Below are 19418 nucleotides of genomic sequence, written 5' to 3'. Positions count from 1 at the left end.
GTCCTTGTACGCTTCTCAGGTGCACCCCGCCTGGGGATTCGTTGGACGTGCCGGGGAGCTATCCCGGCTCGCTGAATTTGTGTCGGGTGAAGGCGGCCGCGGCCTGGTTATTGGCGGCGTTGCCGGGATAGGCAAGACCCGCTTGCTCCGCGAGGCGCTTAAGAGTCTCGATCGGAGCGAGTTCAAGGTGCTGGCCGCCACGGCGACGATCGCCACGTCCAGCCTGCCCTTTGGCGGTCTGGCGCACGTCCTCCCGCCGATGCAGCCGGCCGGTCTGTCCCAGGCCGGGCTGGTGCGCTGGGCGATCGATGCCCTTTTGGAGGATGCGAACACGGCCAAGGTGGTGCTTGCTGTTGACGATGCCCACCTGCTGGATCCGCTGTCGGCTGCCCTGGTCTACTTTGTCGCGCGATCCGGGATGGCGCGCGTTTTCGCCAGCGTCCGTACAGGTGAGACGGTGCCCGATCCGATCCGTGCACTGTGGACCGAGGAGCTGGCCGAGCGGGTGGACCTGGCGCCGCTGACCGAGTCGGAGACCGGCGCGCTGCTCGCCGAGGTGCTCGGGGGTCAGGTGGACTCGGGATCGGTGGGCCGGTTGTGGCGGCTGTCCGAGGGCAACGCGCTGTTGCTGCGCGAGCTGGTGATGGCCGCGCACGCCAGAGCCGAGATCAGCGAGAGCTATGGGATCTGGCGCTGGACAGGGGCGCCGCCCATGGCGCCCAGCCTCACCGAGGTCGTGGACACCCGCATCGGCAACCTTCAGCCGGATATCCGCGCGGTGGTGGAGTTTGTGGCGCACGGCGAGCCGATTGGCTTGCCGCTGCTGACACAGGCCACCGACGCGCGGGCGGTGGAGCGGGCCGAGGAGCTTCAGCTCATCCGGGTGGTGCCGGAGGGTAGGCGGGTCACCGTGCGCCTGGCCCATCCGCTCTACGGCGAGGTGGTGCGCCGGCGCAGCCCGCTGACGCGGGCTCACCGCCAGCTGGCGACCTTGGCCGAGCTGGTGGAGAAGGCGGGCGCCAAGCGCCGCGACGACCTGCTCCGGGTGGCCGTGTGGCGATTGGACAGCAACACCGTCGACAATCCGCTGCCTCTTCTGGGTGCGTGCCAGCAGGCGTTCGCCAGCTTCGACATGCCGCTGGCCTGCCGCCTGGGCCAGGCCGCGCTTGATGCTGACCGCGAGGGAAGGTTCGACATCGCCGAATCGGTGGCCATCATCATGATGTTCGCTGACCGGCCCGATGAGGGCTTGGCCATTCTCGACCGTGCCGAGTCGCTGATCACCGACGATGCACAGCGGGCCCGCTGGCTCGCCTCGCGGGGCATCACGACCTATTGGGGCATGGGCGACCTCAAGTCGCCGGAGCGGCTGGCGGCAGGCGCCTCCGGGCTCGCCGCGCCGAGGGATCGCGCATGGGTCCAGGGCGTGGAGACCATCATGCGCACCCACCGAAACGATCAGGAGGGCGCGCACGCGGTCGGTCTGGAGGTGCTTGACTGCGCGGAGGCTACGCCCGGCTCAAAAGCGTTGGCGGGCAGTGCCTTGAGCCATCTGCGCGCGGCCCGCGGGGAGCCGCTGCGCACTCTTCGTGAGGTCGCCGAATACCAGGCCGACTCGGCGCAGTGGCGCGACGACACGCCCTATTTCCAGCTGGCCCTTGAGGTTGCCCGCAACACGGCAATGATTCTGGCGGGCGACCTCGACGCGGTTCAGGCCACGATCGCGGCCGAGTTCAGCGGTCTGGCCGACGCCGGGGACTTCAGCCTCGGCTCAGGCATGCTGGCCCTGGTCGAAGCGCAGGCCGCCCGGCTGAGCGGCAATGTGGAAAGCGCCGCACGGCTGGCGCGCCAATCCCTGTCCCGACTGGCCAGCGGCCAGATCTTCGCCGGCCATGCCGCGGCCGAGCTGGCGCACGCGCTGGCCTTGGCCGGTGATCCGGCGGCGGAGGAGGCGATGGCCGACGCGGACAGGCTGCACAGGCAGACCGTCGCCATTCTCTATCCCGACCTGGAGCGGGCACGGGTTTGGGTGCGGGCGGGGCTGGGCGACATCGACGGGGCCGTTTCCCTGCTGCACGAGCTGATCGCACGGCTCACCGCGGACGGGTTCGCCGCCTACGAGGTCTTCGCCCAGCACGATCTGGTGAGGCTGGGATTCGCCTCGGAGGCCACCGATCGGCTGACTGAGCTGGCGACCTCGGTGCAGGGCGCGCTGGCGGCACCGGCTGCCCGGCATGCCCAGGCCGCCGCCACCAACGACGGGTGCGCTTTGCTTGCGGTGGCTGAGGAGTTCGCCGGGCTCGGCATGAACCTGTACGCGGCCGAGGCGGCGGCCATCGCTGTGCAAGCGTTGCGCCATCAGCGTTCGCCACAGGCGAGCACCGCCCTGGACAGACTGGCCGCGCTGCGCGATCTGTGCCCGGCCGCGATCACGCCTTCGCTGCTGACACCCAAATCCACGTTGACGGCAAGGGAAAGGCAAATCGCCAGGCTGGCCGCCGCCGGTGTGCCCAGCAAACAGATCGCGGAGCAGATCTTCCTTTCCCCGCGCACGGTGGACAACCATCTGCTGCGCATCTACGTGAAGCTCGGTGTCAACGGCCGAGCCGGGCTGGCCGCCGCGCTAAGGGCTTTGGCATCGCCTGATCTTCAGTAGGCTCCGGGGATGGTTCACGATGATGTGATCTTCACGCCGGGGGAGATCGTCTACCTTCGCCATCTGCAGCATCAGACCATCGCTGGGCTGTTTCCGATGCGGGCGATCCAGCACGACGCGGAAGGCCTGCTGATGTTCGGCGCGGAGGGCGACCATTTCTGGTTTCCGTTGATGCCCGATGGCCGTGAGATAAGGCAGACGCCGCTGGCCGAGTGGGTCCGCGCCGAGAAGCCGCTGGGCGTTACCGTGCGCAACCATTCGCTGCTGTCGTGGCATCCGGCCGGGGCCGACTGGTCCCTGCGGTTCTTCTTCCGCGGCGGGCGGTTCACCAGCTGGTACGCCAATCTGGAGCTGCCTGTCGCCCTGTGGCGTGACACCGAGCTGGCTGGCGCGGACACGGTCGACTGGGACCTCGACGTGGTCATCCGGCCCGACCGCAGCTGGCGCTGGAAGGACGAGGAGGAGTTCGCGGCGCGGCTGACCGAGCCTGAGCACTATTGGGTCGGCAGCGAGCAACGCGTGCGCGACGCCGGTCGGCAGGTCATCAAACTGGCCGAGGCCGGGGTGTTTCCCTTCGACGGCACCTGGTGCGACTTTCAGCCCTCACCGCATTGGGAGCCGCTCGTGCCGGCGCAACCGCCGCGCGGATGGGACAGGCCGCCTATATCCAGCGCGTATTGAGCCACATTCGGGTCACCCAGCTGGCCGTCGGGATCGACTCGCCTGCATAGATGGGATAGAAGTAGGCGAAGTTGAGCGCCACCACCACCACGAAGAAGCCGGCCACCACGGCACCGGTGACCAAACGGTTTTCGTCGCGCGGCATGCCCGGCGGTGGCGTCATGATGCAGCCGAGCACATAGACCACGGCCAGAATCAGGAACGGCTCGGCGGGCAGCGCGTAGAAGAAGAACATGGTGCGGCTGGAGAAGAAGAACCAAGGCACGAGCGCGAAGGCGGCCATGACGAGGATCGCCCCCGCACGCCAGTCGCGGCGGGCGACGCCGAACCACAGCGTGGCGGCCAGCGCCGGCAAGAAGCTCCACCACAGCATCGGGGTACCAAGCAAAAGCACCTCGGCTGAGCAATCGGCAGCGCCGCACGGGACGGTCTTGGAGAAGTAGAACGCGACCGGCCGCCCGAGCAGAAGCCAGGTCCAGGCCGGGGCTGCGTAGGGGTGCGGGTCGTCCAGGCCGATGTGGAACTGGAAAGCCGCGCTGTGGTACTCAAGCAGGTTCGCCAGCGGGCCGAGCACGGGTAGCTCGGTGCGGCCACTGTCGCGCAGCCAATGGCGGTAGTAGCCGGTGTCGGTGAGGAACCAGCCCGACCAGGTGGCCAGGTAGGCCAGGAAGACGATGACAGCGCACAGCAGCAGCCAGCCGATCTCGTCGAGCAGCGCGTCGACGATCGGCCGGCGGACCCCGGCGCTGCGCCGCACGCCGATCTCCCACCACAGCACCAGAATGAGCATCGCGGGCAGGAAGGCCAGAGCGCTCCACTTCACGCCGGTGCCAAGGCCGATGAGCAGTGCCGCGGTGAGCCGCCACCAGGGGATGGTGATCGGTGGCCGGCTGGCTTTGCCCTTGCCCGATGGGTCGCCCCCGGATTCGATGAACTTCGCCCACTTGCGCCGGCTCTGGTCGCGGTCGAGGACGATCGCGCCGAACGCGGCGAGGACGAACACCATGAGGAACATGTCGAGCAGCGCTGTGCGCGAGAGCACGAAGTGCATGCCGTCGAACGCCATGAGCAGGCCGGCGGCACAGCCCAGGATCAGGGACTGGAAGAGCCGCTGGGTGATCCTAATGATCATGTAGATGGTGATGACACCGACCACGGCCGCGCTGATTCGCCAGCCGAACGTGTCGTAGTGGAAGGCCTTGATCCCGAGCGCGATCATCCACTTGCCCAGTGGCGGGTGGACTACGTAGCCCGGACCGTTGTTCTTCTCGTCCCACTCGACGAAGTGGGTGAGCATGTCATTAGCATCGTTGGCGTAGTAGACCTCGTCGAATATCTCCTGGTTGGGCTGAGCCAGGTTCCAGAGGCGCAACAACGCGGCGATGAAGACCACCCCGAAGACGGCGAGCCATCCATAGGGGTCGACCTTCTGCTCGAGCGGGACCAGGCGCCGTCTCATCATCGCGGTCAGGCCCGTTTCGGAAGGGCTGATCTGCGTCCTGTCTGGCGCGGTCACCGTCTGCGTCACGGCATGGATCGTATGCTGCGAAACTGTCCGTTGCCTATTGCCGGAGAGAGGTTCGCGTGTTGGGCGTCCTGATTTTGTGCGGTGCGCCCCTGGGCAACCCGGCTGACGCGTCGGGCAGGCTGGGCGAGGTGCTCGCCTCCGCCGACGTGGTGGCCGCGGAGGACACCCGCCGCTTGATCCGGCTGGCTCGCGAGATCGGCGTGACCGTATCCGGAAAGGTGATCTCTTATTTCGAGGGCAATGAAGAACGCCGGACCGGCGATCTGGTCGAGCAGATGCGCGAAGGCGCCCGGGTGGCGCTAATCACCGACGGCGGAATGCCCTCGGTGAGCGATCCCGGCTACCGGCTCGTGGTGGCCGCGCTGGAGGCGGGGATTCCGGTGACCAGCGTGCCCGGCCCGAGCGCGGTGACCACGGCGCTCGCCCTGTCCGGGCTGCCCAGCGACCGCTTCTGCTTCGAAGGTTTCCTGCCGCGCAAGCCCGGCGAGCGCCGCGCCCGGCTCGCCGCGCTCGCCACCGAAGAACGCACCCTGGTCTTCTTCGAGGCGACCCATCGCATCGCCGGCACCCTCGCCGACATGGCGGCCGAGTTCGGCCCGCAGCGGCGGGCGGCGCTGTGCCGGGAGCTGACCAAGACCTACGAGGAGATCCGCCGAGCCACCCTGGCCGAGCTGGCCGAAGCCGGTGAGTTCCGCGGCGAGATCACCCTTGTGGTCGCCGGCGCGCCGCCTACCGAGCGCCCCACCGATGAGGTCCTCCGCGAGCAGATCGCCGAACACATAGCAGCCGGTCTATCGAAGCGCGATGCGGCCGCCGCGGTCGCCGCCCAGCACGGCCTTTCAAAACGCGACGTCTACGAGTTGTCTTTGCGCGTACAAAAGCTAAAAGACGGCGGCTAGGAAACCGACCAGGACCAGTAGTGGGGCGGCGAGGCTGGTGCTCAGGGCGGCTAGCCGGTCGCGGCGGTGCATGCGGTGCACGCCGGTGACGATCGCTATTCCTGCGCCGCAGGCGAGGATCATGATCAGCCCGGCGAACCAGCGCAGGAAGAGTCCTCCGGCGAAGGCCCGGTCACTGTGCTCGCCGACCCGCCGGACTTCGATCTTCGACCCGGTGGTGGCCTGCTTCGCGGTGACGCCGAGCAGCGTGACCCGGGTGCCGTCGAGCTCTCCGATGCACCGCTGGCTTATTCCGCTGCCGACGCATCTGGAGACCGTGGCCATGCCGGTCGAGCTGTGCCCGACGGCCAGCCAGAGCGGCTCTGAGACGACCCAGCTGAAGAAGGCGCTCAGCAGCGCGAAAAAGACGACCGCGGGCATGGCGATGGCAAGGGAAACGGGGGCTTTGCGTTTGGCTGGGCGCGGCCTTGCCGCCGGCTTCTCCGGGAACCACATCTCGCGTGGCACCTCTTGAGCTGGAAGCGAGAACCTCTCCACTTCGGGTTCCACGGCGGCGTCCGGGGACGGCTCGCCGAGCCAAGCAGGGGTTGGCCAAGGATTCTGTTCTCGCATAATTGGTCATTTCACCCTAAATGCCCTGGAGAAACCCAGTGGGCGCGCCGATAGGGCAATCACTAGGCTGGTCAGCTATGAGTCACGTTCTCGCCGCGGTCGCCTGGCCCTACGCCAACGGCCCGCGCCACATCGGCCATGTCTCCGGATTCGGGGTGCCCTCCGACGTCTTCAGCCGCTACATGCGGATGGCCGGCCACGACGTACTCATGGTCAGCGGAACAGATGAACACGGCACGCCGATCCTCGTCGAAGCGGAGAAGGAGGGGGTCAGCCCGAAGGAGCTGGCAGATCGATACAACCGGGTGATCGTCGAAGACCTCACCGCGCTCGGGCTCAGCTATGACCTGTTCACCCGCACGACGACTCGCAACCATTACTCGGTCGCGCAGGAGCTATTCAAGATCGTGCATCGGAACGGGTACATGATCGAGCAGACCACGCACGGTGCCATCTCGCCGTCGACCGGGCGCACCCTGCCCGACCGCTACATCGAAGGCACCTGCCCGATCTGCGGTTATGCCAGCGCGCGCGGCGACCAGTGCGACAACTGCGGACACCAGCTCGACCCGCAGGACCTCATCAACCCCAAGTCGCGCATCAACGGCGAGACGCCCGAGTTCATCGAGACCCAGCACTTCTTCCTCGACCTGCCGAACCTGGCCGAAGCGCTCGGCGAGTGGCTGCGCGGGCGTGAGGGCTGGCGTCCCAACGTGCTCAAGTTCTCGCTGAACCTGCTCGACGACCTCAAGCCGCGCGCGATGACCCGCGACATCGACTGGGGCATCCCGGTGCCACTGCCCGGCTGGGAAGACAACCCGAACAAGCGCCTCTATGTCTGGTTCGACGCGGTCATCGGCTACTTCTCCGCCTCGGTGGAGTGGGCGCGCCGATTCGGCCAGGACTGGAAGCCCTACTGGAACGATGACGCGCGGTCGTACTACTTCATGGGCAAGGACAACATCACCTTCCACTCGCAGATCTGGCCGGCCGAGCTGATCGGCCACAACGCCAATCCCGGAGACTTCGGGAAGCTGGCGCTGCCGACCGAGGTGGTGTCGAGCGAATACCTCACGGTCGAGGGCAAGAAGTTCTCCTCCTCGCGCCGTGTGGTCATCTATGTCCGTGATTTCCTTGACCGGTACGGGCCGGACGCGCTTCGTTACTACATAGCCGTCGCCGGTCCCGAGTCCACCGACACCAACTTCACCTGGGCGGAGTTCTTGCGGCGCAACAACGATGAGCTCGTGGCGGGCTGGGGCAACCTGGTCAACCGCACGCTGGCGTTGACGTCCAAGAACTTCGGGCAGATCCCGGCCGCGGGCCAGCTCGAGAGCGCCGATGAGGCGTTGCTGAACGAGGTCCGGGGCGCGTTCAAGACGGTTGGCGACCTGATCGAAGCGCACAAGCAGAAGGCGGCCATCACCGAGGTGATGCGGGTGATCGGGGAGGTCAACAAGTACCTGTCCGACCAGGCGCCCTGGAAGATCAAGGACGACCCCGAGCGGTTGGGGACCATCCTGAACACCGTGCTGCAGGCCATCAACGACTGCAACACGCTGATCTCGCCGTTCCTGCCGCACTCGTCGCAGAAGATCCATGGGTTGCTGGGCAACGAAGGTGTGCACGCGCCCATGCCACGCATCGACGAGGTCGCCGACCTCGACGGTGGGCCCGGCTATCCCATCATCACCGGTGACTACACCACCGGATCCCGATGGGAGTCGCGGCCGATCGTGGTCGGGGCCGCGATCGCCCCGCCCGTTCCGGTGTTCCGCAAGCTCGAACCCTCCATTGTGGAGGAAGAACTGGCCCGCTTCGGCTCATAGCTGATAGCTGACTTCCACCTCGTGGGCCTCGGTGACCTGTGTCGCCGGGGCCCACGCCTCGTATACGCCGCGCTCATAGCATTGCGCGCCAAGGTCGGCGACATTGGACGGATCGGGTTGGCACAGCCTTATCCGCAGCCACGACGCGTCCGTGGACAGGACCGTGCCCAGCGCGCCGCGCCAGCGGGCGTAGCGGGTGCGCCGCAGCAAACTCTCCACCGGATAGCGTGCCGCACGCGTCATCGCGAGGACCCGGAACTCGGGCGGGTCGGCGATCGCCTCGAACTCCTCGCCACGGAACATGCCCACCAGCCGGCTGCTCGGATTGCCGCGAGGCAACGGGAGGTACTCCTGCTCGGTGCTCACCTCGCGGACCGGTGCCAGCAGGTGCCGCCACTGCGGGCCGACCAGCCGCAGCCACCCGCGCTGCTCGGGCTGATAGGTGTAGAGCACGTGCTCGGTGCCGTCGGGCGCGTAGGCGACCACTGCCGCGTTGGCGGGCAGGGGCAGATCGGCGAAGTCGGCGGTCATCCACTCGGGGATCAGCTCGCTGCTGCTGGGGGCGAACCCTGTCCCCAGCACGGGCGAGCCGATGCGGTCGTGTGGCGGCATCACCGTGAGCCCGGAAACCCTTTCCCCGATGGGCACCTGATAGTCCAGCGGATCGATGGCACGCCAGCGCAACAGGTAGGAGACCTCCCCCGGGTGCGCGCCGGTGAGCACCGCCTGCTCGGCGGGGGTGCGCAGGTGGGCGATGTCCCACTCGCGGTAGCAGAAGCCGTGCGGCAGCTGGCCTTTGAGCACTGCGGCGACCCCGAGCGAGCTCAGCGGCTTCACCATGCGGGTGCCGCGCCGGATGGTGGCGCTGGCTCGCACCGCGGCGACCGCATCGCCGACCCGTTGCTCACGCGGCGGAGACTGGCTCAGGCGATGGATCCGCTCCCACGTCAACCCGCGGCTCAGCGGCGCCTGCAACGGGCTTTCGCCGGCCCCGTTCAGGCCGACCTCGGTCGCGGGCAGGAAGCGGTGATACGCCGCGCGCCCGGTGGTGGACAGGCGAAGGAACCCGGGCGCGGGCAGGTCGCTGAAAAGTTCGTAGGCGGCACCCCCGGCGATCGGCTCAGCCGGATAGGACACTCCGTCAACGTTGACGGTCCCCGTCACGATCTCGTTAGTGAGCGTCACAGACAGTGAGGCTAGTGTCGCCGTATTCCGGCTGGGTGAACTCCGGCTTAACTCGGGATGGGACCATATGAAGGTGATACCCGAGAACCTGCCGCGCGCGCCCGAGCCGCTCCCGTCACCGGTCTTCGACAGCCACACCCATCTCGACATAGTCGCCGCCGAGCGCGGCACGGCCGGGTCGGGCTGGTCGGCTGCCGCGCAGATCGAGGCGGCGGCGAAGGTGGGCGTGGATCGGCTGGTCCAGGTCGGGGTGGACGTCGCCTCCTCCGCTTGGGGAGCAGACCTCGCCACGCGCGAAAACGCCGTTGTGGCAACGGTTGCGCTGCACCCGAACGAGGCGCCACGCCTGGCCGACCTCGATGCGGCCTTCGCCGAAATCGTGGCGCTGGCATCGCAGCCACGGGTGCGGGGGGTCGGCGAGACGGGGCTGGACTTCTTTCGTACCACGGGAGAGGGCTTGAAGGCTCAGGAGCTGAGCTTCCGCTATCACATCGCGCTGGCGAAGCAGGTGGGCAAGCCGCTCATCGTGCACGACCGCGACGCGCACGCCGACATCTTGCGCGTGCTCGATGACGAAGGCGCACCCGATCGGGTGGTGATGCACTGCTTCTCCGGTGACGCCGACTTCGCCCGCGAATGTGTGCGGCGCGGATTTCATCTGTCCTTCGCGGGAACGGTGACGTTCAAAAACGCGCCGCACCTTCGGGAAGCGGCCGCGCTCGCCCCACTGGACCAGATCCTCGTCGAGACCGACGCGCCCTACCTGACCCCGATGCCCTTCCGCGGCAAGCCCAACGCGTCATACCTGATTCCACTCACCGTGCGCGCCATAGCGGAGACCCGCGGCGTGCCGCTGACCGAGGTGTGCGAAGCCATCTCCGCCAACGGCGAACGCCTCCTCGGCCCCTGGTGATCTAGCCCTTGAAAATCTGAGCCGGGTCGATCATCACACCAAATGGCTCTTCTGACATCCAAACCTGGCCATGCGACACAAGCTCGCAATCCACATAGGATTCGTCCTCTAGCTTCAGAATGCGCACCGTCTTTGGCTTGGGATCAAGGATCCAATAGTGGGCGATGCCAGCCTTCGCGTATGCGTGGCGTTTGAGAACGTGGTCATAGCTGGAACTGCTCGGCGAAACGACCTCGACCGCGAGCAGAACGTCCGAAGGAACGAAGCCTTTCACATACCTCTCCTGCGCAGTCTCGTGAACCACCACAAGGTCTGGGATGAAGTAGTTGTGCTCGGTGATATAGACCCCGGGAGCTTCGATCATCCTGATCTGCTCTGGCAAGGATCTGATGAGGTGGTCACGAAGGTTTGCCACCGCGAAGACATGAGGGATGAAAGGGGGAGGCGACACCACGAGCCTTCCTTCAAGGAGCTCCGTGCGGTAGCCATCCGGGGTCTCGAGATATAGCAGATCCTCGAACGTAAGACCCTCATCCGTGGCGGTCGGCAGCGGTAGCTGCATCACTGTCATGCCCCCTTTCTAGTCGCTTGTACTGATCGTGCTCCTAAGTTATCCACAGGCGCAACCAAGTAGGCTCAACGGCTGTGGATAAACTAACCGGAGCTTCGCGCTCACTGCCGCCCCTCCACGTCCCGGGTGAAGGTCCGAGATGAAGTTGCTCGGCCCGGCCGAGATTCGAGAGCTGGCCGAGCGGCTCGGCGTGGCGCCGACCAAGAAGCGCGGCCAGAACTTCCTGCACGACCCGAACACCATCCGCCGGATTGTGGCCACGGCGCGGGTGCGTCCGGAGGATGTCGCGCTCGAGGTTGGGCCGGGGCTGGGTTCGCTGACGCTGGGGCTGCTGCCCGCGGCGGCGCATGTGCACGCGGTGGAAATCGATCCGAAGCTCGCCGCCGCGCTGGTGGAAACGACCGGGCATCCGTCCAATCTCACCGTTCATCCGATCGACGCGCTGGCGTTGACGCAGGCGCAGTTCACGCCCGAGCCAACTGTTTTCGTCGCCAACCTGCCCTACAACGTCGCGGTACCGGTTCTGCTGCGCGTGCTCGCGGAGCTGCCGAGCATCCGCAGCGGTCTGGTGATGGTGCAGAAGGAGGTCGCCGATCGGCTCACGGCCGGGCCGGGTAGCCGGGTTTACGGCGTGCCCTCGGCCAAGCTCGCCTGGTACGCCTCGTCGAGGATGGCGGGCAAGGTGTCCCCGGCCGTCTTCTGGCCAGTGCCGAACGTGGATTCCGGGCTGGTCGGCTTCGAAAGGCGCGAGCCGCCGCGGACGGACGTGCCGCGGGCGGAGGTGTTCAAGACCATCGATGCTGCCTTCGCTCAGCGCCGCAAGACGCTGCGGGCCGCGCTCGCGGGCTGGGCTGGCAGCGCGCCGGAGGCGGAGCGGTTGTTGCGAACGGCCGGCATCGATCCGGGTACGCGGGGTGAACAATTGGACGTCACTGCGTTCGCCAATCTCGCGGCGACTAGGCTTGCCCGATGACCGAGGCGTGGGCGCTCGAAAGCGACGGCCAGCTGGCTCTGGGGCCGGTGCGGGTCAGGGTCCCGGCGAAGATCAACCTGCACCTGAGCGTCGGCCCGCTGCGCGGGGACGGCTATCACGAGCTGCAGACGGTTTACCACGCCATCTCAATCTTCGATGAGATCACCGCCCGCCATGGCGACAGCCTGGTCCTCACCATGCAGGGCGAAGGCCAGGGCGAGCTGGAGCTCGACGACCGCAACCTGGTCGTTCGGGCCGCCCAGGCGCTGGCCACCAGTGCCAAGGTCGAGCCGAAGGCACGCCTGCACCTGCGCAAGCAGATCCCGCTCGCGGCCGGGTTGGCGGGCGGCTCGGCCGACGCCGCGGCCACCTTGGTGGCTTGCGATGCCTTGTGGGGTACCGGATACAGCCGCGCAGACCTGGCGAAGATCGCCGAAACGCTCGGCTCGGACGTGCCGTTCCTCCTGCACGGCGGCACAGCGCTGGGCACCGGCCGTGGCGAAGCGGTGAGCCCGGTGCTGGCGAGGGCCAACAAGTGGCACTGGGTGGTGGCCTTCGCCGACGGCGGGCTGTCCACCCCGGAGGTCTACCGCGAGCTAGATCGCCTGCGCGCCGCGGGTGCGGCGCCGAAACCGCTGGGCAGCGCCGACGCGCTTCTGGCCGCGCTGCGTCAACGCGACCCGGCCGAGCTAGGCGCCGCGCTCGGCAACGACCTGGAGGCCGCGGCGGTGTCGCTCAAACCCGAGCTGGCGGCGACGCTGCAGGCGGGCCGCAAGGAGGGCGGGGCTCACGCCGCGCTCGTCTCCGGAAGCGGCCCCACGTGCGTCTTCCTTGCCACTGACGCCACGCACGGTGAGCAGATCGCCGAGGCGGTAAGTCCCCACGCCCGCAGCGTCCATCTGGCGCAAGGTCCGGTGCCGGGAGCACGGGTTGGCTAACATCATCAATCTGGACCGGGCGAGCAAGGGCTACGGCCCGACCGGCCCCCTGCTCGTCGACGTCTCGATCGGGCTCGACGATGCCGACCGGGTCGGCGTGGTCGGCCTCAACGGCGCCGGAAAGTCAACGCTGCTAAGGCTTCTGGCTCGCGAGGAGGAGCCCGACACGGGCCGGGTCACCCATCGGCGTGACCTGCGCGTGGCCGTGCTGCCGCAGACCATGGATCTGCCGCCCACCGCGACCGTGCGCGACCTGGTGCTCGGTTCCTATTTCGGCGCGGAGCACGAGTGGGCCGGCGACGCCGGCATCCGTGACATCCTCGACGGGCTGGGCATGGCCGGGCTCGGACTGGACGAGCAGGTCGGCAAGATGTCCGGTGGCGAACGCCGCCGCATTGCGTTGGCGGCGTTGCTGATCCGGCCGGCCGACCTGTTGATCCTCGACGAGCCGACGAACCATCTGGACATCGCCGGGGTGGACTGGCTCGCCCGCTGGCTGGCCCGCAGCTGGAAAGGCGCGCTCGTGGTGGTCACCCACGACCGCTGGTTCCTCGATGCTGTGTGCAATCAGACCTGGGAGGTCGCCGACCTCCAAGTGCGCGCCTACGAAGGCGGTTACGCGGCGTGGATCCTGGCCCGCGCCGAGCGGGAGCGGATAGCCGCCTTCACCGAGGCGCGCCGGCAGAACCTGCTGCGCAAGGAGATCGCCTGGCTTCGGCGGGGACCACCCGCCCGCACCTCGAAGCCCAAGTTCCGCATCGATGCCGCCAACGCGCTGATCGCCGATGTGCCGCCGCCGCGCGACCAGGTGACCCTGGCGAAGCTGGCCACCGCCCGGCTGGGCCGCCAGGTCTACGACCTGGAAAACGTGACGCTGCATGCCGGTCCGCGCCTCATTCTCGACCGGGTGACCTGGCATGTGGGTCCGGGTGACCGCATCGCGCTGCTGGGCGCGAACGGGGCCGGCAAGTCCACCCTGCTCCGATTGCTCGCCGGGATCACCTCGGCTTCGGGCTTCAGCACCGGCAAAACCGTCAAGGCCGCCTTCCTCTCCCAGGAGCTGGCCGAGCTGCCGGGCTCGCTGCGGCTGCTCGAAGCCGTGGAACAGGTTGCCCGGCGGGTCAAGCTGGGCGACCGGGAGCTTTCCGCGGCCCAGCTGGCTGAGGTCTTCGGGTTCACCGACCGTCGGGTGTGGACACCCGTCAGCGACCTGTCCGGTGGCGAGCGCAGAAGGCTGCAGATGTTGCGGCTGCTGGCTACCGAGCCCAACGTGCTGTTGCTCGACGAGCCCACCAACGACCTCGACACGGACACGCTCGCCTCGCTGGAAGACCTGCTCGACACCTGGCCGGGCACGATGATTGTGGCCTCACACGACCGGTACCTCGTCGAGCGGGTATGCGAGTCGGTGTATGCCTTGCCCGGCAACGGAACCCTGCGCCATCTCCCGGGCGGCGTGGACGAATACCTGGCGTCGCTGACCACCGAGGAGCCGGTGACCTCAGCGCCGCGGGCGCAGAAGGCGGACTCCCGTACCGCGAAAAAGGAATTGGCTCGGGTAGAGCGGCAGCTGGAGAAGCTGGCCCAGCGCGAGGAGAAGCTGCATGCGCAGATGGCCGAGCATGCCACCGACTTCGCCAAGATCGGTGAGCTGGACGAAAAACTGCGCGAACTGACAGCCGAGAAGGCGGCTCTGGAGGAGGAATGGCTGATCCTCGCGGAATCGGCGTCCTGATAACCTCCCGAGCCATGTCCCTCCACTTTCCCGTGAACCACCCCCTACGCAGGGCTTATCGGGTGCTCGCCCTCCTCGCCGGATTGTTTGTGCTCGCCTTCGGCGCGGTCGGCTTCTTCGTCACGCAGGGCGCGCCGCTCTACGCGGTGGGCGATGACCGGGCGCTCGGCTTGCGCACCAATCCGGCCTTCTCCTATGCCTCCATCGCCGTCGGAGCGCTCGTCGTGCTTGCCACCGTGCTCGGCCGCAACGTCGACCGCATCGTCTACCTTTGGGCGGGTGCGGGTTTCCTGCTCGCCGGAACCGCCATGATGCTCCTGATGAACAGGCAGGACACCAATGTCCTGAATTTCACGATGGCCACCTGCATCGTGTCCTTCCTCATCGGCTCGGTACTGGCCACGGCCGGGATGTATGTCAAAGCCCAGCGAGCCTGACGCCGGGTGCGCCAGACTGGATGAATGGCGCACTTACCGATAAACCACCGGCTAGGCGGCTTCTATCGCACGCTCGCCGCGCTGGCGGGCCTGTACCTGCTGCTCTTCGGCATCATCGGGGCGTCCAAGACCTGGGGCAGCGAGAGCTTCTTCGCGCAGGGCGGCACCACCGAGGCGCTCGGGTTGAAGACCAATCCCGCCTTTTCCTTGCTGTCCATCGTTGTTGGCGCGGTCATCCTGTTAGGCGCGCTTTTCCTGCGCAACTTTGACCATTTCATCAACTACGCGGCCGGCGTCATCTTCTGGGTCGCCGGGCTGTTCGGGCTGATCCTCATCCGCACCGGCGCGAACTTCCTCAACTTCGCGGTCTCCACCTGCGTCGTTTCCTTCATCATCGGTACCGTCCTGGTGCTCGCCGGCATGTACGGCAAGCGCGGCACAGCGGCTGAGGCGCAGGAGGAAGAGATTTACCGGCACAGCGGCCGCGGCGCTGTACTCGAATTGGAGACCCCGCGGCACAAGCTGTCGGCGCACCCCGGCGTGCAGCATCCCAAGGATTGATTAGGGTTTCACCCTGCGGGTCAACAGTGCGGGTTTGGCGTCCAAATGCGACAGTCCGTTCCAGGCCAGGTTGACCAGATGCGCGGCGACGGTTTCCTTGCGCGGCTTGCGAACCTCCAGCCACCACCGCCCGGTCAGCGCCACCATGCCCACCAGCGCCTGCGAATACAGCTCGGCCAGCTTCGGGTCGTAGTGGCGTGACTTGAACTCGGCGCCCAGGATGTGCTCGACCTGATGCGCGACATCGTTGAGAACAGAGGAAAAGTTTCCCGACTGCGACATCACCGGCGACTCGCGCACGAGCACCCGGAAACCGTCGGTCTCCTGCTCGATGTAGTCCAGAAGCGCGAGCGCGGCCTGCTCCAGCAGCTCGCGCGGATGGCCCGCCGTCAGCGCGTTGGTGATGCGTTCCAGCAGCGCGGTGACCTCGCGATCGACCACGACCGCGTAAAGGCCTTCCTTGCCCCCGAAATGTTCGTACACCACCGGCTTGGACACCTTGGCCCGAGCCGAGATCTCCTCGATCGACGTCCCGTCGAACCCGCGCTCGGCGAACAGCTGCCTGCCGACCGAGATGAGCTGCTCCCTGCGTTGGGAGAAGCTCATCCTCACCCGGCTGCGTACTGCCGCCTTTACCTCTGCAGTGTCATCGGCCGTCACGGTTCACCAGTTTGGCCTGGATTCGCTCGGGGCGCGGCCACTTAACGTTCGTGGCCCAGCCGAACTTTTCAAAAATCCAGATCAGCCTGGCGGAAGAATCGAGCTGACCCTTGAGCACGCCGTGGCGTGCGCTGGTCGGGTCGGAGTGGTGCAGGTTGTGCCAGCTCTCGCCAAAGGAGAGGATCGCGAGCGGCCAGAAATTCGATGCCTTGTCGCCCTCACGCATCTCGAACGGGCGCTCACCGTAGACGTGGCACACCGAGTTGATGGCCCAGGTCACGTGGTGCAGCAACCCGATCCGCACGAACCCGGCCCAGAACATCGCGGTCAGCGCGCCCTGCCACGACATCGTCACCAGGCCACCCACCACCGCGGGCGACAGGATCGACAACGCCACCAGCAGCGGGAACATCCGGTCGACCTTCTGGATGTCCTTGTCCGCCATCAGATCGGGGGCGAAGCGGGCGCGGTTGGACAGCTCCCGCGCGAACAGCCAGCCGACATGCGCGTGGAACAGACCCTTGGTCAAGCCCCAGAAGGACTCGCCAAACCGCCACGGCGAATGCGGATCGCCCTCAAGATCGGAATACTGGTGGTGGCGGCGATGGTCGGCCACCCACTGCGTGGGCGAGCCCTGGATGGCGAAACTGCCCGCCACCGCCAACGTCACGCGCAGCCAGCGGGTCGCTTTGAACGAGCTATGCGTCAGGTAACGGTGAAAGCCGACCGTAATCCCCAAGCCGGCCACAAGATAGAGCGGCACGAAGATCGCGATATCGGTCCAGCCGAGCCAGCCACCCCAGGCGAACGGGATAGCGGCGAGCAGGGCCACAAACGGAAGCACGACAAACGCCCACAGGCCGATCAGAATCGCGGGCGGCTGCTTGCCCTCGGTGAGAGGCTTGGGCCCCCGCTCGTTCTCGGTAACCGCCCCTGCCGAAGGCTCGGCGGACGGGTTGAGGGTGGTAGTCGTCATGGCACCTCGCTGCGCATACGGGGATCGAGTGATCTTCGAGAATGGGCCTACGCAACCGTAACCTACGGAACCGTAGTTTGACAGTGGTGCTAGCCCCACCGGTTGTTCGTGTCGTACGCTCGTACTAACTTTCCAGCGTGGCCAAACGGGAGCTGCGCCCTCTTGCCGAAGCCCTCCGCAGCGAGGGCCTGTCGGTCCCAGCAATCGCCGCTGAGCTGGGCATCGCGAGATCCACCGCCTTTCGATGGACCAAGCACCTGCCCCGCGAAGGCCCAGCCCAAGCCATCGCGCGGCGCAAGGCCCACGCCAAAGCGATGACCGACGCCCGTTGGTCAGAGCACCGCCTCGAGCGTGACACCGAGCGCGCCGAGATCCTCGCCTCAGCCGCCGCCGAGGTCGGTCAGCTTTCCGACCGCGAGCTGCTCCTATCGGCGCAGCCATCTACTGGTCGGAAGGCACCAAATCAGCCAAGACCTGGTGGATTGAGCAGCTGCGCCTTCCAGCTGAGACACCGATCGCGGTCTCGCTGAAACGCCACAATCCGTCGCTGCGGCGGCATCATGTGGGGGAGGCCTACCGTGGCTGTTTGGTGGTCCGGGTTCGGCGGGGCAGGCGGCTCTACTGGCAGATCGAGGGGATAGCGAAGGCACTGGTTGGGAGTGGCTGAAATGGGCCTTGCGATAGGCGCTAAGCTAGCTTGCGACGTCGGCGGAGATGAGTTCCTGCCCCTTTTGGCCGATTAGTCGGGCGTGGTGTAATTGGCAACACTCTGGCCTTTGGTGCCAGCTTTTCAGGTTCGAGTCCTGGCGCCCGAGCTATTGCATTTGTCCGTATTGAAGATGGGTGCAAGATGTCTCGTACGGTGATCGTGCTCGCGGCCGGTATCGGCAAGCGAATGAAGTCGGACCTGCCCAAGGTGTTGCACCCGCTGCTCGGCCGTCCCTTGGTGGGCCACGTCCTGGCCGCCGCGGAGCCGCTGGCAGCGTCGCGGGTTCTCGTCGTGGTCGGTCATCGGGCCGAGCTGGTCACCGAATACCTCAGCGCCCACGTCGCGGTGGCGGAGTCTGTGCTGCAGCCCGAGCAGCTCGGCACCGGGCACGCGGTGCGGATAGCGCTGCCGCCGGAGGTTTCCGGCACGGTCGTCGTGCTCAACGGCGACGTGCCGCTGCTGAGCTGGCAGACGTTGCAGGATCTGGTGGAAGCCCATGAAAAGGCCGGGGCGTCGGCGACGGTTCTCGCGGCGGAGGTGCCCGACCCGAAGGGCCTGGGCCGGATAGTGCGTGACGGCTCGGGAAATCTGGCCGGCATTGTCGAGGAGCGGGACGCGAGCGACGCGCAGCGGGCCATCCGTGAGATCAATGCTGGAATCTACGCGTTTGAAGCGCAGGCGCTGCGCGCCGCGCTGGCCCGGTTGACCACCCAGAACGTGCAGGGTGAGGAATATCTGACCGACGTCTTCGGCCTGCTCGTGCGCGAGGGTTCCCCGGTCGGCGTGCACGTGGCGCCCGATGCGGTGGAGACGTTGGGCTGCAACGATCGTGCCGAGCTGGCGTCGTTGCGGGCGCTGCTGCGCGACCGGGTCAACAACGCGCTGATGCGCGATGGGGTCACCATCCTGGATCCGAGGACCACGTGGATAGATGTCACGGTCAAGGTGGGCCGCGACACCGTGATCGAGCCCAACACCCAGCTCAAGGGCGCGACCGACGTCGGCGAGGCGACGGTGATCGGCCCGGACGTGACGCTCATCGACACCGTGGTGGGTGATGGGTCGCAGATCATCCGCACGCACGCGGTGCTCGCCGAGATCGGGGAGAACGTCAGTGTGGGTCCCTATGCCTATCTGCGGCCGGGGACAAGCCTGGGCCGCAAGTCGAAGGTGGGCACCTTCGTCGAGGTGAAGAACTCGTCGGTGGGTGAGGGCTCGAAGGTTCCCCATCTGTCCTATGTGGGCGACGCGACGATCGGCGATCAGACCAACATCGGCGCGGGCAACATCTTCGCCAACTACAGCGGGGCGACCAAGAGCCGTACGAACATCGGCGACCACGTGAAGACGAGTTCGGGGACGGTGTTCGTGGCGCCGCTGGAGGTGGGCGATGGTGCCTACACCGCGGCCGGGTCGACGATTACCAAGGACATCCCGGCTGGAGCGCTGGGTGTGGCCCGCTCGTATCAGCGCAACATCGAGGGCTGGGTGGCTCGGGCACGGCCGGGCAGCGCGGCCGCGCAGGCGGCCGAAAAGGCCGGTCAGGAAGACTGAA

The 19418-nt window shown here is 67.0% G+C and carries 18 protein-coding genes and 1 tRNA gene; 13 read left to right on the top strand and 6 right to left on the bottom strand.

Annotation, left to right across the window (positions count from 1 at the left end; genetic code table 11):
* Positions 1-19: 19 nt before the first annotated feature.
* Positions 20-2656 carry a helix-turn-helix transcriptional regulator gene (locus Rhe02_RS35545; RefSeq protein WP_239124265.1) on the top strand — a complete coding sequence of 879 codons (2637 nt, stop codon included), beginning with the start codon at positions 20-22 and terminating at the stop codon, positions 2654-2656.
* Positions 2657-2665: 9 nt separating this feature from the next.
* A complete protein-coding gene (locus tag Rhe02_RS35540) occupies positions 2666-3337 on the top strand; it encodes a ribonuclease FAU-1 family protein (protein WP_239124264.1) in 672 nt (223 codons plus the stop codon).
* Here Rhe02_RS35540 and Rhe02_RS35535 read toward each other — a convergent pair.
* The gene (locus tag Rhe02_RS35535; RefSeq protein WP_239124263.1) at positions 3318-4865 is read right to left on the bottom strand and encodes a dolichyl-phosphate-mannose--protein mannosyltransferase; all 1548 of its coding nucleotides are present in this window, start codon (positions 4863-4865) and stop codon (positions 3318-3320) included. The two genes, Rhe02_RS35540 and Rhe02_RS35535, sit on opposite strands and share 20 nt — an antisense overlap.
* 56 nt (positions 4866-4921) lie before the next feature.
* On the opposite strand from Rhe02_RS35535, the gene rsmI reads away from it, so the two are divergent.
* Positions 4922-5764 carry a 16S rRNA (cytidine(1402)-2'-O)-methyltransferase gene (gene rsmI / locus Rhe02_RS35530; RefSeq protein WP_203912837.1) on the top strand — a complete coding sequence of 281 codons (843 nt, stop codon included), beginning with the start codon at positions 4922-4924 and terminating at the stop codon, positions 5762-5764.
* Here rsmI and Rhe02_RS35525 read toward each other — a convergent pair.
* Positions 5747-6376 (bottom strand): hypothetical protein, encoded by a 630-nt coding sequence (locus Rhe02_RS35525; protein WP_203912836.1) that lies wholly within the window; start codon positions 6374-6376, stop codon positions 5747-5749. The two genes, rsmI and Rhe02_RS35525, sit on opposite strands and share 18 nt — an antisense overlap.
* 77 nt (positions 6377-6453) lie before the next feature.
* On the opposite strand from Rhe02_RS35525, the gene metG reads away from it, so the two are divergent.
* Positions 6454-8205: a methionine--tRNA ligase gene (metG, locus tag Rhe02_RS35520; protein ID WP_203912835.1), complete on the top strand. Its 1752-nt coding sequence runs from the start codon at positions 6454-6456 to the stop codon at positions 8203-8205.
* On the opposite strand, the gene Rhe02_RS35515 is transcribed toward metG, so the two are convergent.
* On the bottom strand, positions 8200-9390 hold the full coding sequence (locus Rhe02_RS35515) for a hypothetical protein (RefSeq protein WP_203912834.1): 1191 nt from the start codon (positions 9388-9390) through the stop codon (positions 8200-8202). The genes metG and Rhe02_RS35515 overlap by 6 nt on opposite strands.
* Positions 9391-9457: 67 nt before the next feature.
* On the opposite strand from Rhe02_RS35515, the gene Rhe02_RS35510 reads away from it, so the two are divergent.
* Positions 9458-10303: a TatD family hydrolase gene (locus Rhe02_RS35510; protein ID WP_203912833.1), complete on the top strand. Its 846-nt coding sequence runs from the start codon at positions 9458-9460 to the stop codon at positions 10301-10303.
* Position 10304: 1 nt separating this feature from the next.
* On the opposite strand, the gene Rhe02_RS35505 is transcribed toward Rhe02_RS35510, so the two are convergent.
* Positions 10305-10874 carry a Uma2 family endonuclease gene (locus Rhe02_RS35505; RefSeq protein ID WP_203912832.1) on the bottom strand — a complete coding sequence of 190 codons (570 nt, stop codon included), beginning with the start codon at positions 10872-10874 and terminating at the stop codon, positions 10305-10307.
* A gap of 139 nt (positions 10875-11013) precedes the next feature.
* Here Rhe02_RS35505 and rsmA point away from each other — a divergent pair, with 139 nt between their 5' ends.
* From rsmA to Rhe02_RS35480, 5 genes are read left to right on the top strand one after another with little or no spacing between them, the layout of a single operon-like run.
* Positions 11014-11847, top strand: coding sequence for a 16S rRNA (adenine(1518)-N(6)/adenine(1519)-N(6))-dimethyltransferase RsmA (rsmA, locus tag Rhe02_RS35500; protein ID WP_203912831.1), 834 nt, complete (start codon positions 11014-11016; stop codon positions 11845-11847).
* Positions 11844-12785, top strand: coding sequence for a 4-(cytidine 5'-diphospho)-2-C-methyl-D-erythritol kinase (locus tag Rhe02_RS35495; RefSeq protein ID WP_203912830.1), 942 nt, complete (start codon positions 11844-11846; stop codon positions 12783-12785). Before rsmA ends, Rhe02_RS35495 begins: the two co-directional genes overlap by 4 nt.
* Entirely contained in the window at positions 12778-14520 is a 1743-nt protein-coding gene (locus Rhe02_RS35490) for an ABC-F family ATP-binding cassette domain-containing protein (protein WP_203912829.1), read from the top strand. Before Rhe02_RS35495 ends, Rhe02_RS35490 begins: the two co-directional genes overlap by 8 nt.
* 14 nt (positions 14521-14534) lie before the next feature.
* Positions 14535-14957 carry a DUF4383 domain-containing protein gene (locus Rhe02_RS35485; protein WP_203912828.1) on the top strand — a complete coding sequence of 141 codons (423 nt, stop codon included), beginning with the start codon at positions 14535-14537 and terminating at the stop codon, positions 14955-14957.
* A 24-nt stretch (positions 14958-14981) separates the two neighbouring features.
* Positions 14982-15518: a DUF4383 domain-containing protein gene (locus Rhe02_RS35480; RefSeq protein WP_203912827.1), complete on the top strand. Its 537-nt coding sequence runs from the start codon at positions 14982-14984 to the stop codon at positions 15516-15518.
* On the opposite strand, the gene Rhe02_RS35475 is transcribed toward Rhe02_RS35480, so the two are convergent.
* Positions 15519-16124 carry a TetR/AcrR family transcriptional regulator gene (locus Rhe02_RS35475; RefSeq protein WP_239124267.1) on the bottom strand — a complete coding sequence of 202 codons (606 nt, stop codon included), beginning with the start codon at positions 16122-16124 and terminating at the stop codon, positions 15519-15521. It lies immediately after the preceding gene.
* 40 nt (positions 16125-16164) lie between these two features.
* A complete protein-coding gene (locus Rhe02_RS35470) occupies positions 16165-17154 on the bottom strand; it encodes an acyl-CoA desaturase (RefSeq protein WP_203912825.1) in 990 nt (329 codons plus the stop codon).
* 137 nt (positions 17155-17291) lie between these two features.
* On the opposite strand from Rhe02_RS35470, the gene Rhe02_RS51060 reads away from it, so the two are divergent.
* The 3 genes from Rhe02_RS51060 to glmU all read left to right on the top strand — a co-directional run bounded on the left by Rhe02_RS51060 (position 17292) and on the right by glmU (position 19417).
* Entirely contained in the window at positions 17292-17684 is a 393-nt protein-coding gene (locus Rhe02_RS51060; protein WP_203912824.1) for a helix-turn-helix domain-containing protein, read from the top strand.
* 213 nt (positions 17685-17897) lie between these two features.
* Positions 17898-17969, top strand: a tRNA-Gln gene (locus tag Rhe02_RS35460).
* 35 nt (positions 17970-18004) lie between these two features.
* Positions 18005-19417 (top strand): bifunctional UDP-N-acetylglucosamine diphosphorylase/glucosamine-1-phosphate N-acetyltransferase GlmU, encoded by a 1413-nt coding sequence (glmU, locus tag Rhe02_RS35455; protein ID WP_203912823.1) that lies wholly within the window; start codon positions 18005-18007, stop codon positions 19415-19417.
* Position 19418 lies beyond the last annotated feature (1 nt).

It is taken from the genome of Rhizocola hellebori (assembly GCF_016862955.1).
GTDB classification, from domain to species: Bacteria; Actinomycetota; Actinomycetes; order Mycobacteriales; family Micromonosporaceae; genus Rhizocola; species Rhizocola hellebori.
Note: the sequence above shows the minus strand (reverse complement) of the source record. Positions and strands in the feature narration are given on the sequence as shown.

Coding starts and splice junctions, on each gene's coding strand:
- Rhe02_RS35505 (WP_203912832.1), bottom strand. CDS start 10,874: ATGACAGTGATGCAGCTACCGCTGCCGACCGCCACGGATGAGGGTCTT.
- Rhe02_RS35540 (WP_239124264.1), top strand. CDS start 2,666: ATGGTTCACGATGATGTGATCTTCACGCCGGGGGAGATCGTCTACCTT.
- glmU (WP_203912823.1), top strand. CDS start 18,005: ATGTCTCGTACGGTGATCGTGCTCGCGGCCGGTATCGGCAAGCGAATG.
- rsmA (WP_203912831.1), top strand. CDS start 11,014: ATGAAGTTGCTCGGCCCGGCCGAGATTCGAGAGCTGGCCGAGCGGCTC.
- Rhe02_RS35495 (WP_203912830.1), top strand. CDS start 11,844: ATGACCGAGGCGTGGGCGCTCGAAAGCGACGGCCAGCTGGCTCTGGGG.
- Rhe02_RS35525 (WP_203912836.1), bottom strand. CDS start 6,376: ATGCGAGAACAGAATCCTTGGCCAACCCCTGCTTGGCTCGGCGAGCCG.
- Rhe02_RS35510 (WP_203912833.1), top strand. CDS start 9,458: ATGAAGGTGATACCCGAGAACCTGCCGCGCGCGCCCGAGCCGCTCCCG.
- Rhe02_RS35470 (WP_203912825.1), bottom strand. CDS start 17,154: ATGACGACTACCACCCTCAACCCGTCCGCCGAGCCTTCGGCAGGGGCG.
- Rhe02_RS35475 (WP_239124267.1), bottom strand. CDS start 16,124: ATGAGCTTCTCCCAACGCAGGGAGCAGCTCATCTCGGTCGGCAGGCAG.
- metG (WP_203912835.1), top strand. CDS start 6,454: ATGAGTCACGTTCTCGCCGCGGTCGCCTGGCCCTACGCCAACGGCCCG.
- Rhe02_RS35485 (WP_203912828.1), top strand. CDS start 14,535: ATGTCCCTCCACTTTCCCGTGAACCACCCCCTACGCAGGGCTTATCGG.
- Rhe02_RS35480 (WP_203912827.1), top strand. CDS start 14,982: ATGGCGCACTTACCGATAAACCACCGGCTAGGCGGCTTCTATCGCACG.